Source organism: Rhodococcus sp. 14-2483-1-2 (assembly GCF_002259405.1).
GTDB lineage: Bacteria > Actinomycetota > Actinomycetes > Mycobacteriales > Mycobacteriaceae > Rhodococcoides.
The window spans coordinates 335,814-353,624 of sequence record NZ_NPFW01000023.1 but is presented as its reverse complement, the minus strand read 5'-3'; the positions used below and the strand labels follow the sequence as shown (position 1 = coordinate 353,624).

The 17,811-nt window shown below is 62.0% G+C and carries 12 protein-coding genes; 11 read left to right on the top strand and 1 reads right to left on the bottom strand.

Features of this window, described 5'->3' with window-relative positions:
• Nucleotides 1–14: 14 nt before the first annotated feature.
• The 6 genes from CH295_RS26875 (at nucleotide 15) to CH295_RS27625 (ending at nucleotide 8,354) form a co-directional block, all read left to right on the top strand.
• Complete coding sequence (locus tag CH295_RS26875; RefSeq protein WP_502694550.1) at nucleotides 15–2,012, top strand: cutinase family protein; 1,998 nt, start codon at nucleotides 15–17, stop codon at nucleotides 2,010–2,012.
• Nucleotides 2,009–2,338 carry a hypothetical protein gene (locus tag CH295_RS26870; RefSeq protein ID WP_252342218.1) on the top strand — a complete coding sequence of 110 codons (330 nt, stop codon included), beginning with the start codon at nucleotides 2,009–2,011 and terminating at the stop codon, nucleotides 2,336–2,338. The genes CH295_RS26875 and CH295_RS26870 overlap by 4 nt, the downstream gene beginning before the upstream one ends.
• Nucleotides 2,335–3,333, top strand: a complete 999-nt coding sequence (locus CH295_RS26865; RefSeq protein WP_094742479.1) for a hypothetical protein — start codon at nucleotides 2,335–2,337, stop codon at nucleotides 3,331–3,333. The genes CH295_RS26870 and CH295_RS26865 overlap by 4 nt, the downstream gene beginning before the upstream one ends.
• Complete coding sequence (locus CH295_RS26860; protein WP_094742478.1) at nucleotides 3,330–4,178, top strand: HNH endonuclease family protein; 849 nt, start codon at nucleotides 3,330–3,332, stop codon at nucleotides 4,176–4,178. Before CH295_RS26865 ends, CH295_RS26860 begins: the two co-directional genes overlap by 4 nt.
• A 1,860-nt stretch (nucleotides 4,179–6,038) precedes the next feature.
• Complete coding sequence (locus tag CH295_RS26855) at nucleotides 6,039–6,251, top strand: hypothetical protein (RefSeq protein WP_094742477.1); 213 nt, start codon at nucleotides 6,039–6,041, stop codon at nucleotides 6,249–6,251.
• 408 nt (nucleotides 6,252–6,659) lie between these two features.
• A complete protein-coding gene (locus CH295_RS27625; protein ID WP_141217107.1) occupies nucleotides 6,660–8,354 on the top strand; it encodes a hypothetical protein in 1,695 nt (564 codons plus the stop codon).
• Between the two features lie 667 nt (nucleotides 8,355–9,021).
• Here the strand turns inward: CH295_RS27625 and CH295_RS26840 are convergent.
• Nucleotides 9,022–10,233, bottom strand: coding sequence for a hypothetical protein (locus CH295_RS26840; protein WP_094742579.1), 1,212 nt, complete (start codon nucleotides 10,231–10,233; stop codon nucleotides 9,022–9,024).
• 1,452 nt (nucleotides 10,234–11,685) lie between these two features.
• On the opposite strand from CH295_RS26840, the gene CH295_RS26835 reads away from it, so the two are divergent.
• The 5 genes from CH295_RS26835 (at nucleotide 11,686) to CH295_RS26815 (ending at nucleotide 17,266) form a co-directional block, all read left to right on the top strand.
• Entirely contained in the window at nucleotides 11,686–12,606 is a 921-nt protein-coding gene (locus CH295_RS26835; RefSeq protein ID WP_252342217.1) for a ParA family protein, read from the top strand.
• On the top strand, nucleotides 12,603–13,415 hold the full coding sequence (locus tag CH295_RS26830; protein WP_094742473.1) for a hypothetical protein: 813 nt from the start codon (nucleotides 12,603–12,605) through the stop codon (nucleotides 13,413–13,415). The genes CH295_RS26835 and CH295_RS26830 overlap by 4 nt, the downstream gene beginning before the upstream one ends.
• Nucleotides 13,369–14,385 (top strand): DUF2637 domain-containing protein, encoded by a 1,017-nt coding sequence (locus CH295_RS26825; RefSeq protein ID WP_252342216.1) that lies wholly within the window; start codon nucleotides 13,369–13,371, stop codon nucleotides 14,383–14,385. The genes CH295_RS26830 and CH295_RS26825 overlap by 47 nt, the downstream gene beginning before the upstream one ends.
• A gap of 154 nt (nucleotides 14,386–14,539) precedes the next feature.
• Nucleotides 14,540–16,468 carry a hypothetical protein gene (locus CH295_RS26820; RefSeq protein WP_094742472.1) on the top strand — a complete coding sequence of 643 codons (1,929 nt, stop codon included), beginning with the start codon at nucleotides 14,540–14,542 and terminating at the stop codon, nucleotides 16,466–16,468.
• Entirely contained in the window at nucleotides 16,469–17,266 is a 798-nt protein-coding gene (locus CH295_RS26815) for a hypothetical protein (RefSeq protein WP_094742471.1), read from the top strand. It begins immediately after the preceding gene.
• Nucleotides 17,267–17,811 lie beyond the last annotated feature (545 nt).

The window sequence follows — 17,811 nt, the reverse complement described above, 5'->3', positions numbered from 1 at the left end:
GTGCAGCGCATTACGTGCTGTGGTCCATCGCGCTCACAGTCGCGGTAGTGGTCGGGTCGGTGACGTCTGCAGGGCAGGCGTCAGCTGCGCCTGCTCCGTCGAGCTCGTGCGGGGGGACGTTCAATCTGTTCGTTCCCGGAACGTGGGAGACCAGCGAGAATGCCGACCCGGCGGTGCCGGTCGGGATGCTGGCCCCGATCGCGAATGCCATCTCCGGCCGCAACTCGAATGCTCAGGTCTACACGCTCCCCTACTTGGCCCGGGCGTTCGACAACGGTCACACCTACGGTGACTCGAAAACCGATGGAACCGGCCGTGCCACAGACGTTCTCAAGGGAATCGCGGCATCGTGCCCGAACACCTACTACACCTTGACCGGGTACTCCCAGGGCGCGGACATCGTCGGAGATCTCGCCTCGCAGATCGGTAACGGCGGTGGCCCTGTCCCGGCCGAGAAGGTACTTGCTGTAGGCCTGCTCGCCGATCCAGGTTCGGGCACCACCGGTGAGGCCACCGTCGGCCCCCGCGCCTCCGGAAACGGAATCGCCGACCCTCGCCCTGCCGGAATGGGTGCGTTGTCCGGTCGGGTGGCGTCGATCTGCGACCCCGCCGACATGTACTGCTCGATCAAGAAGGGCACCAACCCCGTGTTGGGGACTTTGGGCAGCGTCTTGTCCAAGACCACGACCGGTACATCAGCCGAGAGCGGTACGGGCACGGCCGGGACGTCTGTGCCCAGCTCGGCCGGCCCGGATGCCGGACGGTTGGCTGCGGCGCTGACCTCGGATTTCTCCAAGGCCGATTTGCCTGCCCTGGGCACCCAGGTCAATTCCCTGCGCGATCAGTTGTCCACGGGCACGGTCGATCCCGCCTCGGTCGCTCAGGCTGCGACCTCGGTGGCCAACACCGTCTCTCCGTTGGCTGAGCTGATCTCGAGTGGGGCTGCGAACTCTGCGGCGACCAGCAGTCTTGCCGCCGCTCCGGCCGGCAGCGCTCAGCGCAATGCCGCGACGGTTCTCGACGGTGCCGCCCGCAGTGATCTGTCCGGTGCTGCCGCGACTGCGACGTCCATCGCCTCGTCTGCGTCGAAACTGGCGTCGACGAGTACTGCAGGTGGCTCCGCCGCCACACAGGCGGACGGGCTTCTGGACGCAGCTGTGAAGTTGACCGGTCAGATCGCGCCGTTGAACGGAACCAACACCGATGCACTCTCGTCGGCGCTTCCGGTGCTTTCGACTCTCAAACCGTCTGTGGTGCTCGATCAGGCCCTCAACGTCGCGACGGGGGTGACCTCGTTGAACGTTCCCGCGATCCTCGACGGACTCTCCAAGCTCCCGGCACGGGTCGCAGCGCTCGATGCCCGCGGCGCGCACCAGATCGCCGGCGACCTGAACAACCAGTTCGCGCCGTTGGTGAAGATGGCGTCCGGTGTCGATCTGTCCTGGGTTTCTCAGGTCCTGTCCGTCATTCCGGATCCGTCCGGGTACACCCAGATCGCGGCGATGGTGGTCAACATTCTGTCGAAGGTCGATGTGATCAAGCTGGCCAACATCGTCGGGGGAATCCAAGAGGTTGCGTGGAAGGCAGTGGAGAAGCTGCTCCCCCCGCCCGGCGGCGTTCCGGACCTTGCCGGTGCAGCCGCGGCGATGACCGGACTGGTCCCCCTCGGCCTCGATCTCGCCTCGGTCGCGGTGGGGATGCTGACCGGCAAGGTTTCCAAGACCTCCCCACAGCTGTTGGGGCAGCAGTCGAACCCGGCGGTCACCTCGATCACCGACAGCGCGGAGAAATTGGACCTGGCGGGTCTGACCGGCTCGCTGACGCAGATGGCTGCTTCGCCGGGGGCCGATGATCTGGCCACCCTGGTCAGCGACGGCCTCACCGCTGCGACGTTCTTCGCCTCCGGTGCCCACCAGTCCTACGGGTCGATGGTCGTCGACAACGCGGGCCGCAACGCCATCGACTGGCTGTCGGACTGGCTGAACTTGCAGATCGAGCGGGTGTCCGCATGAGCGCCCAAAGCCCCCGCGCGCACAAGCCTGCTTCCCGCTGGATCTGGTGCACCGATTGCGGTCACCGGGGCTACCACACGCGATCCGACGCCAAGGCGGTTCGCAAACACCACCGCGGCAAAGGGTTGACCATCTTCACCTGCCCGCACCGCACCGGAGACGAGACCGATCTCTTTCACCTCGGGCACCAACCCGTAGCCCTCGGCCGGGGACGCGTCGATCGCCGACGTATTACCGCCGACAAACGCACCGCCCACACCCACCGCACTACCGGCACCCAGCCAACCCCATCAGCCGTATCGGACGCCCAGGAGCGTGAGCTGTGAACGAACACCAGAGCACCCCGACCCTGATTCCAACACCGACGCCGGCCGACGCCGCCGCATGGTTGTGCACCGTCGCCGACATCACTGCCCTGATCGCAGCAGTCGGTGCATATCCGGTCGTGCTCGATCGACACCAGCGCCGATGGACGATCGTCGAGATTGTCGGCGACCACGGCGACCGAGAGCTGCGGGCTCGTCCGCTGGCCAGTCCGAACCAATTGATCCCGCCGGCAGGAACCCCAACGGCCACAGCGCTACTGGAGGCCTGCGGCCCCCTGCTGCCGACAACAGCGTTCTCGGACCCCACCACGGCGGCGATGCTGCACTCCGACATCGACCACGTCGACCAGCGCACCTGCGACCTGTTGTGGGGCCGTCTGCCCGCACGTGAATGGGTCGGTGCACTCGCCGCCGGATGGGTGGACAGCCTCGTGCCGGACCACCCGGCAGCGCGCTGGCAGTGGTACGCGCAGATCCTCGACTCACCCCTGTGGGGCATGGCCACCATCGCAACCGGTCACCGCGAGCTGTGCCTCGCGGTCGCGAAACTGTGCCGAACGATGTCGGCCCTACCCACCGGGTCGACTCACACGGACTCCGACGACGAATACGCTCAGCTGCAGCAGCAATGGCAGGCCGTCGATGCAGCGGTCATGTCCGCGATCGGCGATCACGACCCCACCCCTGCCGACAGGGCGACCAACGCCCCTGCCTGCGACCGAGGTGTGTTCGAGGCACTCGACACCATCATCGAGATCGCCACCGATGCCCTCGAGTGGCTCCATGGACGACCTGCCGTGGGCCTGGAAGTCTCAGTCGCCGCGTTCGACGCGCTTCTGCACGCCCACTCCCCTGCTGTGGGCCGAGCACTGCTCATAGCGCTCCTCGCCCACACCCTCACCGATTACCCCGCGCACTTTTCCCGCGTCGACGTTCGCGGCACCGTCCCCGTCCCGGCCGGCGCGCACGCGATCCACGAGAGAGCCGCATCATGAGTGCACCCAGCCTCGGTCGACGCAGCGCGCTCGGCCTCGTCGCTGTAGCAACTGCTGCGGTCGTAGTGCAGCAGTGGTCGCCATGGACAACCTCGCAAGCATCGACGACAGCGATCGGCCCAGTCGCTGCCTCGTCCACACCAGCGCCACGAGAGGCCCCTTGGGCGGATGTGGTCTCGGACAGGTCTCCGGGAGGCACTTCGCTCGAAGACCTGATCGCCGGGTTGCGCGTGGTCGATGCGTTGCCCGATGTCGACGGGTACGACCGCGGCTGCGGAACGGAGAAGAAGACCGGTAGGCACGAGGCATGCGTGTTCGGTCCGGCCTGGACCGACGACAGCGCAGCCCCGTCCTCGCACAACGGCTGCGACACCCGCAACGATGTCCTGGGCGCACAGCTGACGAACGTGACGTTCAAACCCGGTACTCGGGACTGCAAAGTCGTCTCCGGAACGCTGGCGGACCCGTACACCGGAGCGGTCATCGACTTCACGTCGGGCCGGGATACCTCGGCCGCGGTGCAGATCGATCACGTCTTTCCGTTGTCGAGAGCGTGGAACGCCGGTGCTGCGAGTTGGCCGATCGATCGCAGAACCGCATTCGCCAACGACACGGCATTGAACCTGCTCGCCGTCGACGGGCCCGCGAACAACTCCAAGTCCGATTCTGGGCTCGATACCTGGCTACCTCCGAACGCCGCGTTCGGCTGCGACTACGCCACCCGCTATCTGACTGTCGCCGATGCCTACGAGCTCGCGGTCACCACCGGCGACGTCGAGGCCGCACGCACCGTGTGCGGATCGACTCCGCAGGGTCCGTCGACGGCAGCAGGCCAGGTCGGATGAGCGGGATGTGGGCGGCAGCGCTGTTGGGTGCCGCGGGCCTTGTCGGTGGGTTCATCGCTGTGTTCGGCGGCGGCGCACCCACCACCAGCTGCACTGATCGGCCCTCGGAGGCAGTCCCCGCTGCTCACGGTGCGCCTCCCCCGGCAGTGGAGGTTCTCGAGCTTGGATGTCGAGTGCATATGTCTACCCACCAGAGAGGACGGCCCGCGCAGTGCCCGATGTGACCTGAACGAGAGCGGCCCCAGCAATTACATAACTGCACAGCGCGAACCACCCCCAAGAACGACAAAACCCCCACCGTGACTGGAGGGGGTGTCGGAATCAAAGAAAACCCTGGCCGGGGTTTTCGACATTTTCAGTTGTCTTGGGCTGGTAGACGAAGTTGACGCTTCGACTACCGGTTCGTGCTATCCCCCGAAAGGGACTTACCAATGCGTGGTATGTCTCAGGGTAGCGCATACCCTGAATCAGCAACAGATCAAGCTGCTTCTATTTTCGGCGCGTCGCATTCGAGCGCCGCCGCCGACTTTCTGTCGTTCCCGACGACAGCTGACGACAATGCGTGGGACAAAGCTGTCCGAACCGCGATTGCCAATGTCGAACGAGTCGAGACCCTCAACGCCGAGAGCGCTCAACGCGGGAACTCGTGGGCAATTCCCGTCGAGCCTGGCCACTGCGGACGGGTACCTGCCTGGTCCGGGCGCGCGCAATGGCAGCGGCAAGTTCGTGCGCTCCTGCACTCGGACACCGGGGCCGAGCTCTGCAAGTCCAATAGCGTCAGCACAGAGGCGACGTTCGCAGTCGCGGTCGTCCACGCCGGGCTTGCCGAAACCCGCACCGGGCGCGGTGTCACAGCTGCGCGGACGACGATCGCTCAGCGGGCCGGGGTGAGCGACACGGTAGTCAAACGTGCACGCAGAGTTCTCACGACTCTTGGCGTGGCCGTGGAATTGGTACGCGGCCGGTACCTCACCACGCTGGAGGCGATGGCCGCTGAAGCTCACCATGGACGGCGACAGATCCGGGCTGCGTCGGTGTGGGCTCTCAGCTCCCCTGCCGATATGGTGCGCGCTGCGGCCGCACCTGCGTGCGCCACCGCCGCCAAGAAAATCACCCGCGCGGCACGCCGGACTGCCGCATACCGAGCACGGATCGCGGCCGATGCAATTCATCCACAGAAACTGAGTCGTGACCCCCTATCCCCCTCCGGGGGATCTTCTCCTAGATCTTTCTTTTCGAAGTACTCACCAATGCGCGCACAAATGCGCACGGGCACAACGAACAAACCGGGAACGGACCCCCGACCGCTTCACCTACAGCGCGCGGCTGGGCAGCTCCTTGCCCACGCCCCGGCGCTGAACAAAGCTCGCCATGTCGGGATCATCTGCGATGTTCTCGACAGTTGCGCTGTTGACACCACACGCTGGTCCGGCCGCGATATCGCTCGCGCACTGACCGAAGACACGCAGCAGCGCGGATGGGTCTGGCCGTCGACGATCACTGACCCGGCTGCGTTCCTGCGGTCGAGACTCGTGCGTATGAACTGGTCGAAATCCACACCGACCGAACTGAAAGTGGACGCCGATCGTGCTCGGATGGCCGAACAAGCAACGAGGCAGGCAGAGCTCCAGAGACGCGCCGCGAACGCCCGGTGCCGACGATGCGGGGTACTTCACGCATACAGCGAGCGAGCATCATGCAATCCCCTTGCAGGTGGCGGTCACCTGCAGTCAGACAGTCGAATGACAAATGTGTAATTTGCTGGTCCCGCTCGGCGTGTCATCCACAGCTCATCCTGATTCTGCATCAGGATGACAGGCAGCTCGGGACCGAACTTAGCCAGTCAGAAGGAGGCGCGTCATGCCGATGCCCAGTAAGGGTGACCGGAAGCCGTTGACCGTCAGACTCCCCTCGGAGCTGATCAAGTCGCTGGAGGCTCAGCGCAGTTCTGCCGGTGCTACTTCTCTCAGCCAATACGTCTCCGACCTACTGGCAATTGCCAGTGATCGAGAGGACCTTGCGCTCGAACTCAACCGGGTCCACGACCAGGGGGTGCTGCCACTAACCGCGTAGACAATGACCCACTGACCAACAGTGGGTTTGTAGAACTGCATCTACGCAGCACCTTAGAAACGAAAAACCCCCGGCGTGCAGGCCGAGGGTTCTCGAGATCGAAGAACCGAGCTACCAACTCGATTCCCGGTGTTGCGCTTCCCCACGAAAGGGACTGTCTTGCTGGACAGGTCTCAGGGTACATCGCGCCCTGATATAGGTACAAGATTTAGTGCACGTGTCGACCCGTCGATGTCGTCGCCCGACGACATTTGGACATCTCTGTCTCCGCTCGTGGCCGCTCGGCGGTCCATGCGTGTGTGCGATGAAGCCGGAAATTTCGATACCGCGCGCACTTTGACCAACCGCAGGCCGGCAGTACCTGCCGCTGTGCCCATCTACGCCCGCGGCCGCACCACTATGTTGGCCTTGGACTTCGACGCCAAACACAGCTCTCCTGCTCAGGTGGACGCTGATGTCGAACTCGTCCTCTCATGGCTTCACGAGTGCGGCGCACGAACGGTTACAGATCGTTCCACCAGCGGCGGCCGCCACGTATTGGTTCCGTTGGCAGCCAATGCACCACTGCGCGTAGACAATCTTCGCGAATTGATGAGCCTTCTGGCCGACCGGCTCGTTACGTTCGACTGCACTCCGATGCTCAATGCTGCCACCGGCTGCATCACTCCACCCGGCTCCCAATGTCGCGAAGGCGGCCACCGACGACTCGATGGCCCACTCGACGATGCCATTGCCGCTTTCAATGACCGGTCCGAGCCGGGCGTTGTAGCCCGTCTGGTCGCCATGCTGGGAGGCGGTACAGAACGTCGACACCTCACCCCGGTAGCAGCAGTAACAGCCTCGCTGATTCAAGACGAACGACTCATCGGTGCAGGCAAGGAACGTCGCCTACATCCCCGTTTCCACCGTGCCACCCCAATGCCGGCTGCCGTCGAACACTTCGCGACAGCCGGAAAACTAGACCCAAGATGGCGCACCAAATCCGAAGCACGTCAATCCGTCATCACCCATGCAGTCCTTCGCGGTGCCAGCACCGCAGACATCAGCGAAGCCATCAGCACAGACCAATGGCCAGGTGTGAGCGCCGCATACGACCGTTACGGTAAACAAACCCCAGCCGCTATCGAACGCGACGTAAACAAAGCTCTGACCTGGGCAGCTGCCAACGCACACCAATTCCATGTAATACAACACAAGAACAAGCACACAGGGGGTGACGGTTCCTTCCTGAAAGATCTAGTTCGAACCAACTGGCTTGCACGAGCACTACTGTGGATCGACCGAGAATTCTCAGGAAGGAACCGCCCGGCCCTACAAGCTGTCGTGCAAGCACTTGCCTACGGATCCGCTCTGGCCGGAGAATTGGTCGAGGGCGTGCCCGTAGTTGCTATCGGAGGCCGGAGCTTGTCTCATGCAGCAGGGTTGCTGTCTGAAGATTCAGTGTGGGCCGCACTGAGAGTGCTCCGAGATGCGCCAGGTTCACCTGTACTGCTCGTCGCCCACGGGACTGGCCGAGATGCCGATCGCTACGCGCTGACCACGCCAGTAACCTCAGAGCCGGACTCTGCTCATCTGGTACGAGCACGGGTCGAACCAGTACATCCAGCGTGGAGCGTCCTGGGGTTGCGTGGCCGCGCCGCATACGAATTGATCAGTGCCGGACTGGCCAACAACGTCGAAGATGTACTGACGCGCGCACATCTCAAGCAGTCCACCGGTTACGCGATTCTGATGGACCTCATTGTCTCTGGGTTGATTCAGCGCGATGGCACAACCCTCGCCCTCGGCAAGCGTTCGTTGGACGACGTAGCGTTCGCCCACGGCCTCGTGACGGTCGCCACCGACCGGGTTATCCGACACCGTGCTGAGCGACTGCTTTGGCAAGTCTGGCTGGACAGAAGGTTTGGCCCCCCTCCGCCTGACATCGCTCCTGAACGAGAGTTTCCGCTACAGCAGCACGTGGGTGACTTCGACTCCGACCTCGACAGATATCTGGCGTCCGTAGTGGCAGAAGGTCCAAGGGACAGGGATCCGACAGCAGAGGCACTCGAGTTGTTGCATGATCAGCTCGGGGCTGTCATTGTCGGCCGTGATTCACCGTGATGGTGTGATCAGCCACTTTGTCACCGCCTATTTGCGGTGTGCTCGACTTGACCCAGTTCTATTCCTGCTGTGTAGGTCAAATGACCGGTGCGTCGAGTTGGCGGCGGATGAAGGCCGCCATTCCGGGGATGGCGAACGCAACCAGGCCGCGGCGGGAGACCAGATGAGTCCTTGGGTATGCATGAGTCACAGTGCGGTGCCATCGATTGCGGGTTTGATCCGAGGTCCTCGGCGAGAACCACCGTTCGCGGAGTGTTTGTTCCGCTGCGTGCGATGGCAACCAGATCTTTGCCTCGGTGGCCGTAGCCACGTCGAGCTGGAGAAGCCGAAATCGAGCGAGGCGTGGCCGGCGAACTGACGACGGACAGCACGAGAGATATCTTTACCGATGAGGCGCGCCTAAGGGCTTCGGCGGTAGGCCCAGTCGACCTCTTCGATTGCGCCTCGTTCAGTGGCGATATTGAGAACACCACGCTGGGGTCGACCTTAGGATGCTGTGGACAGCGTGCAAGGGCTTCGTAGCCGACGAGCACCTCATGACGTACGCCGGCCCTTCTTGAATCACAGTTACCGCACCGCCCAGGTATCTTAACGGACGTTAGCGAAGGCCGACCAGATCCCAGACGGCCCGCGACCGAGTGTGTTGGCTCGCGGGTGCATTGAATTCTTACCCTTGAGGCTGATGCCCTGCAGCGGCGCTCTGTTCATCCAGGACGCGATTCGTAAGTTCGATTGAGGCGAGGTAGACCCAGAAGATCCAATCGAGGTAGAAGTCGTCGTAGTCCCGACGCTGTTTCGCATCCTGGTGTCTGATATGAAAGTTGTTGGCAATGTTGAATAATGCCCCTCGATCATCGGATCCCATGGATTCTGCGATGACGCCGCGCCGCCGCTCTTCCAAGACCAATGCGAGCACGGCTATCGCTGACCGCTTTGAGTTTCGATCTGAGCCTCTACTTCGGAACAACTCTAAAGCGTGTCGGACCTGGTCCGCTGGTCCATCGTCTTTACGTACCGAAACTGCCGATGTTAGCGCAGCGCGCCCGTCATCGGTTGTGGTGACCAGTCGACCAGAATCGTCCCCATTTTCCGCAAGCCGCAATCCGAGGGTGCTGTTGTCGAAGATTCTGTTGACGCGCCAGATGTAAACGCCGCGTCCGGAGCTGACATCGAAGTTCCCGTAATGCCAACTACACCCGGCATACCCGTGCATGGAGCGAGTCAGCGGACGCGCGATGAGGTCATGAAGGACCTCGACCACGTCGAAGAACATGTCAAGATCTTCATTTAGCGCAGATCGATCGAGTGGCCAAAGGGTATCCACGCCCAGTTTTTTCCACAGCACGTTGTTGGGGTCGACGTACGATTCTTCGTCCGGGCAGTCGCTGCCGAAGTTCTTCTCGAAGTAGCCTTTCTGGCTCAGTTCGTCGATGAGGTCAATGAACTCGCGAACTACCGCGGAGCTGCTGAGCCTGATCGCAGATCTATCTGCTGGGCCTGCCTTGCGTTCACGCCAGTATGGTCGACGAGGTTGGCTGTCCTCCAGGAGCTGGTCGGCCCGGGTCATGAGATCTTTGAGGTACTCCTGCTCTGGGGTGAAAATCCGCCGAGGTGCTTTGGCGGAGGTTGCTTGTGGACGAGACGAAGACCATGGATCACCAAACCCGCCTGACAGAGTGTTCGCTTCTTCTCCGACCGTTCTGAAGGCGACCGCAGGGCCGTCACTGTATCCACCGACAAATGCGTCCTCAAGGAGCAGTTGGCAACGGTCGGTCCAGTCTCTGCGCTCCTTGCGGCTAAGCAGTTTGGATGCTTCCTCAACGAATATGGCACGCGACCACACGAGTTGATGGTCAGGCTCAGTCAGACGGCTCGGCATGGTGTTCATTATCGACGCGCATCACCGCTCACGCTCTATGGTGCCCACTTCGTCAACGAATGCGTTTCTCACTCTCCTGAACCAAAGCATCTGATTTTTTCGTGATGCTACAAAAAGAGCCCCGGTCATCGCCTAGCATCTTTCCGGATCGTTGGTGCGGGCGATCAGTTGATGACACTGATGGCGTCAACACGGTGCGGAGTTTCGGTGGGCGTCAGTGATGAACGGCCGCGCTGTCACAGTGACGAAACAGGTGCGTGTTCGGAGTCCTAGGGCTATTCGACTGTCTGGTCATCCGCGCGGGTGACCACAGCACTCAACTGAGATGGTCTACGTATGGGTCTACGTATGGGTGAGTGCATGGGTGTAGGTATGGCTGTATGTACGGGTAGGTGTACGGCTATATGTACGGTTATGCGAAAGGCGTGGAGGGACGCGGTGTCATAGGCGGGTCGGTTCGTGAAAAAGTCGGTCTCGTCATCAAAGAGCGGAAGTTGACCAACTAACTCCAGGGTCAGTGCTCGGTGAGGTGTTGTTTTGAATGGCCGTCGATCGGGGCTGATCGAGGCGCGGAGATTGCGCTTGGAGCGCGTGTCAGGGGAGGTGGCCTGCCCGGTCGAGCGTCGCGGTCCGCACTCGAAATCTTTGACCGCACCGTGCAAGAGGGTAGCGAAACCCCTCCCCTAGTCTGACGGCTGGCCAGTCCGTGTATCAGCCCCTCTCACTGTCTGTGGCTTGCCGACAAGTAGTCTTACCTCCGTTTCCGTGGTGGCCTCGCGATCCAAGCGTGGCGGGGCGAGGAGTCGATTGCTGACAGTCCCGGTTCGGATGATCGTTCGCGTATGCGCCTCGAACTTACTTGGGTAGAGTTCTCGACATGGTTTGTAGTGTTCGGCAGTTCGACCTAGCCCAGTTGGCTATATGACCTCGACGCCGCCTCTGACGTGCACTTATACTGAGTCAGGGTCCCGGCCAGTCGTAAGCCCATACGCAAGCCCATATGCATGGGCATACGCAGGGTGGTTGGTATGGCAGGTGGATAGGGCTGTGTCCAGGACCGGAGTAAGTGCTGTGCATTGAGCATTAAATCGGCTGCAGTGCTGTACCTAGTTAAGGGGTGTCAAATGACTATTTGTATGGCCGTAAGACTTCTCGTATGTCAGGCTGGTGATAACGCGCTACATCAGAGCGATGGTATGGACGTAGCTATGGCTACAACCATGGTCGCGTACAGGGCCTTCAATAACGCCGGTTGCCGAGCTTGACGCAACGTCGTATACCCGACTGTATGACAAGCTGTGTAGAAGGCTGTTTAAAAAGACGGATTTACGGTCATTGCGAGGACCATGTTCATAGCCGTAATGCCGACTGGATCCAAGACCGTGTGTAGAGCGCATCATCAGAACGCGTCAAAGGCTGCGCTTCAGGCTTCTGTGCGGTACTCTCAGCCGCGTGACTGCAATAGGAGCTTCGCGGACAGTGCTGGTCGCCAACCAGAAGGGTGGTGTCGGTAAGAGTTCTATCGTGTCTGCCGTGGCAGGCATGGTCGCTGCTGCAGGACGGCGCGTGTTGGTGGTCGACGCCGACCAGCAGGCGAATGTCAGTTCCTCGGATCTGGGTGTCGCGGGGGACAACGGGCGTGGCCTCAGCATGGCGCTGCAGTTCGCGGAGCCGCTCACACCGATGAAAGAAGTGCGCCCCAACTTGGACGTGATTCCTGGTGGACCCGCGCTCGCAGTGGTCACTTCTGTAGCTGCTACTGCTCAGCAGACTGGAATCGATTTGCGCGGCAACCTGGTTCGGACTCTGAACGATTTGCGAGAAGCTGAACAGTACGACCTGGTTCTCATCGATTCCGGTCCCGGTGACGCTCCATTGCTCGAGGCGTTGCTGGGCACGGCCAGGTACCTTCTCGTGCCGACCAAAGACGACGATGCCAGCCTGTCCGGCGTCGAGTTGCTCGCAAAGCGCTACCTGCGCGCCAGGAAGAGTGGATCGGAGATTCAATTGCTGGGTGTTGTGCTCTTCGATACGAATCCTCGAGCAACAGCTCGAAATCGCGAGGTGTTCGACCAGGTCCACGACCTACTCGAAGGAAGCGGGGCGGATCCCTTCGAGACGTTCATCAGATCCGACCGTGCTGCGGCCGTCGACCTTCGCACGCGTCACCTCACACCGCTCGAGCTGGTGGAAGTTGCGGAAACGGATCAGAAGAACCGCCTCCAGCGCTTGCGGCAAAAGGGTAAGGCGGCAGATCGGTTGTGGTCCAGGGATCCCTCCGGTCTCGCGGCCGACTATCAGGCGTTGACTCGGGAGATCCTCGGTCGAGTGGCAAACGCCGAGCGCAATCGCGTCGAGGGCGGTGTTGCATGAGCGCCAGGAAACGTCGCGCTGCGTTCGACCCGAACGCACTCGACGACCTTGATGACCTGCTTCCGCCACTCAATCTTGTTCGTGATGCCGCAGCGGCTGGCAGCAACAGCCAAGGTTCTTCGGTCGATGTCCTAAAGCCCGCGCAGGCAAAGTCTGCTCAGGCCGACTCCAATGGTGATGCTGAAGGTAACGAAGGCGCTCCGGCCGAGTTGGCAGCTGGGGGAGCTCAGGATCAGGCCACATCGAACGAGCTCGGTGAACTCGACCGGTCGCAATTACCGACCGACACCCCAAACGAACCTGCCTCACATGGAGAATCAACCCAGACCGATTCTGCGCGAACCGAAGCCGGAAGCAAGCAAACCGCGTCGAGACGTGCGGACGCGCGACGTAAGACAACCAAACGGGACGCCTCAACCAATACGAACCGTGTCGCTCCACCCGAAGTTGCGCTACCAGAGGAGATTTACAGCGCACTCCGTTCGCTAACGCTCTCCGAACGAGGTGCTAATCCAGCTACCGCACGTTCCTACGGTCAGGTGGTGCTCGACGCCGTCGAGCACCACGCCGATGATCTGAAGGCCTACTGGTCCAGATCTGCCCCCGTGCCAAATACAGGATTGTTCCGAAGAGCAGAAGTGGGACGCCCCACCCGTCGCCGCCACAGTGCACCACGGGCGCGTGTCCCACTTGCCGGTGTAATCGACACCGATGCGGCGGTTCTGGACCAACTGGCCACCGATTGGGGGGCAGGCAGTAGAAGTGCGCTTGTTGAGCAGGCACTACGCTTGTACCTCGAAGTTGATTGAAGGTCAACCAAACTCAACCGCACACCAACCTCCGTTGAACCGACATGCGCTCACCTACCGGGGTCGGGCGATGACCGATCCAACGTTCGAGTCCCATGATCGACCTGCGTTCATCGATGTCACTCGAATGTCTATCAACAACAACCTGAACGGAACTCGCGTGAACGTTCGCAGCGACAATGGAGACGACGTCATACCTTCACCAACGGGCACGACGCACCCATACGTCCTGAACACGGCGCTGATCACCGGCATCACACTGACGAGCATCATTGCCCTGTCGTCGTTCTGGCTGTCGTTCGCAGCACTCCGAGACTTGGCCGTGTTGGCCGGAACCGATCCCCGGCTAGCGTGGCTACTTCCTGTGGTCATCGACGGCGCGATTGTGGCCACGACGGTGATTGCGCTCGGTCTTTCCCAGCACACAGACCGCCAAACAGTAGGTGGGCGACGATTGATCCAGGTAGTTCTCATCACCGCTGCCGGCGCATCGATTCTCGGCAATAGCTACCATGCAATTCTCGAACCAGACGCACTACCCTCTGCTGTAGCGGCCGGAATCGCCGCTGTAGCACCAGTATTTCTCCTCGCGATGACAGAAGTACTGATGGTCATCCTGCGTGCGCCTCGCACGTACCAGGCATTGAAAGTGCGAGCCGGCGGCGAACAGCCGCAATCAAGGGAGGACGCGTTGGGCTCCACACCGCGTACACATCCATCACTCGAGAGTGGAGGTCTCACTCCGCCTGTGTGGGCGACCGTGCTTGTCTACTTGGAACACCCCGATTGGTCCTACGGCGATGTTGCCGAAGAGCTTGGAGTCGACGCCTCAGCGGTCTCTGCTCACCTCGCGGACTGGTTCGAGCTACAGAAGGAGACAGCTCAGCAGTGTGGCGGTCGATCCCAGACCGTCGAAGTCGAGTCGGCCCGCATGCTCGACGAACGTGCACGACTGTCAGTGCTCGCATAGGGGCAGCGCCGCCGTCCGCGGTCCCCAGCGCCACGCTGAGCAGCTTCCAGAAATGTGCGCCGCTCTAGCCAAGAGACTCCCCAGTCGGCATCTAGATGTGTCACACAATACCCACTCGTACAGGCGCGCAACATGTTCAGGGAAGGAACCCTCGATGGCAGCGGAAGAGGACGGCAAGCTTTTCGCACCCGCTGACGGGCAAATGCCCTTGTTCGAAATCGCCGTCGACCCAGTCGACCCCGCCGGCGTCGTCAACGACGACGCATCCCCAAAAGTTTCAGCATCAGAGATGTCACAGGCCCCCAAGTCGACCCCAGGAGAATCGTCCAGCGCACCTGAACCGAAGCCTGACCACAACGATCTCGACCCCTCCGACGAAGAGAACCCGAACGAGACCCCAAGTTCTGGCACCGAAGCAACTAGCTCGGAGAGGTCATGGGAATCGTTGGCAGTCAGCGCCGATGCGGACGGTCACGCCATAATCGTCACCGCCGCCGGCACCTACAGCCCCTCGGGAGAGCGACTGACCGGTCCGGTGGAATCGGTCGACAATCTGGTGAAACTGATTGCCTGGGCAGCACTCACACCGCACGGATTGACCGCGCAAATCTGGTTCGTCGGCGTTGAGTCCTGTGCACAGCTCGGATGGACTATCGACCCCGGCAACGAGGACGACGTCGACGACCTCGAGCAGCTGCGCGTGCGTGCCGCAGAAGACCTCACGAAAGCGATCGCCGCGACCCTCCCACCGCTGATCGCCGCAGGCTGGGAACTGCGCGGGGACCCCGGCTTCGTCACCCATCTGACGCGCCGGGTCGGGAATGCGACACAGATGGTCGACGTCCTCCTCGAGCCCTACGTCTGGACCTACTGGAACAAAGACTTCGGCTGGGGAAACCGGGTCGGAGACATGGGAATCCTCGGCAGCCCGACCGCCGGCACCTACCTGCCCGACGACGATCACGCTGCCGCGAGGGAACTCGGTCGGCGCCTGGCATGGTCCGTCCGCCACCTCGACACTCTGCCCGGCCCGACTCCGGCCCGAACCGCTGCCGCCATCGTCGACAAGATCCGCCGCGAGCGTCTGCGCACCGGCAAAGGAATTGCCGTCACCACCGCCGGCACACTCCCGCCGATCACCGACCTGCCCCGCGGTGACCTCGAGCCCGCAGCCGGCTGGTCACGACTGCTCGATTCCGACGACCTCGACGACGTCGAGTCGCTGGTGACGATCGACCAGCGCGCCGCCTACCTGGCATCGGCAGGAATGCTCTCTCTCGGCTACGGCACCCCGCGCCACCTGACCGGCGACGACGCGGTAGCCGCGGCGAGGAACGCGCCGATGGCGTTCGGACTCTGGCGGGTGACATTGCCCGCGGCCGACCAATACTCCCTGCCCGCCAAACTGCCGCTGCCGCACCCCGAGATACGCCGCGATCGGCCGGTGCATACGTGGATCACCACCGTCAGCCTCGATGGCCTGTGCTCCCCGGTCGTCGACGGCGGCATGGGCCTGGACATCGACGACCTCGACATCGATCAGGCGTGGGTCTACCCCGAGCAGGGCCGCGCCCTCGACAAGTGGGCGAAGGTCCTACGAGCAGCCCGCAACACCGCGGTCGAGACCGGTGACGCTCCCATGAAACGTTTCCTCGGTGCCTGCTACAAGGGCTACGTCGGACGGATGGTCAACCCGGACATGTGGACCGCCACCCGGATGCAGCATCACCACCAACCACTGTGGCGGGCCGCAATCATGGCCCACAGTCGATGGCGTGGAAGGCGGATCGCGATGCGCATCGCCAGCGAGACCGGACGTTGGCCTATCCGCACCATGACCGACTCCTGGGTGTATCTAGTGGGGGAGGGACAGAACGTCGCCGACGACGGCCCTCAGCTAGGAAAAATGACCCTGGAAAAGCACGTGCCACTCACCGACGAGATGATCCTTGCCTTTGCGTCGGCCGAGACCACCCACGAGGTCAGACTTGCGATCGCCGCGGCCTACGCCAACCACCCGACTGCCGACGTCGACGAAGCCTCCATCGACGAGCTCGACGAGCTCGACGAGCAGGGGCAGTAGATGGCGCTGCATCTTCCCAAGCCACGGTCGACATCGACCCCGCAGAAGAGCACGACCGGCATCGACGGCATGAAGGTCAAGATCGCGGCCGCGGCCGCGGCCGGAGTCGCTCACTCGCAGGAAACCAGCAGAGGGCTCAAAGGGCTGACCTCGAAAGTGTCCGTGCGAGAGCTGCGGACCCAGATCGGCAGCGAAGGCTTGCGGCAAGCTGCCATCGATGCCGGCCGAACTCCGCCCTCGAACCGAACCTTGCGCCGCTGGGCGCAACAAGGACGCATCCCGCACGCAGACGTCGCCGAACGAGCCCAACGCCGCGGTGCAATCAACCGTCTCGGTGGCATCAATTCCGTTGCGGCACAGATAGGCCGCAGCCCCTCGGCGGTCCGCAAATATCAGTCCGGCCAGACCAACGAACTGCGCAACGACGCCAAATCCAAACTGGTTTCGGCCAAAGCGAAAAACGTCATGCACACGGCCGGGATCCTCAAACCCGACGGCACCACCAAAATCGCAACCATCTCGGTCACCGGCCGCGTGCACGTACGCAACGGAGACGAACAAGGCTACGACTACCGCACCCGCACACTCGATTTCGGCAACTCCGAGACCCCGTTCTCCGAAGAAGAATCACGTGCGATGGCAGAAGCCCTCGCCACCGACGACCAAGCCCGAGTCGTAGCCATCCTCGAACGGCACGCCACCCTCGACTACCCAGAAAACAAGGGATTCGACGACTACAGTGACCAATTCGGATTCCACTTCGACGCCATCGACAGCATCGACGTCACCTGGCACTGAACACCACTAGGTGTCTCTATCCTCACTTAGGAGACGGTGTGAATCGACGCTGCGATCCGAATGTGTTGGCCGAGATCGCCAACGGGCAGAAGATGCGGACCACCTTGGCAAGCTTGATGACTGGGCTAGGGGTTTAGCGCGCGGGACAACTTAGTCGCAACTTGCTCGGTCGAGTTTCTATACCTGGCCGATTCAGTGGCATATGAACGATCTGTCGGATGAAATCCGGCCGGCCCGACCAGATTGAGCTGAGACGTGGACGTACAACGCGAACCGGGCTACAGCGCTGGAGAGGGCTGTAACCCACCGCGGCGCGCCTTCGCTGTAGGGACGCATCGCTGAAATTCTTCGACACCCGTCACTTGACTCCCATTCACTGGACCCAGGGTTCGAACGGTTAGGGCTTGAACTCGGACCTGCAGTTACCTGGCGGTGTAGAACCGATGGTGTTGTTCCAGATGTCGGGTGTCCGTTGCTGGTACGAGCTACTACTTTGTCTCGTTCGGGTGGCTTGTGTGCACCTGATCCAAGAACACCGTTCGGTC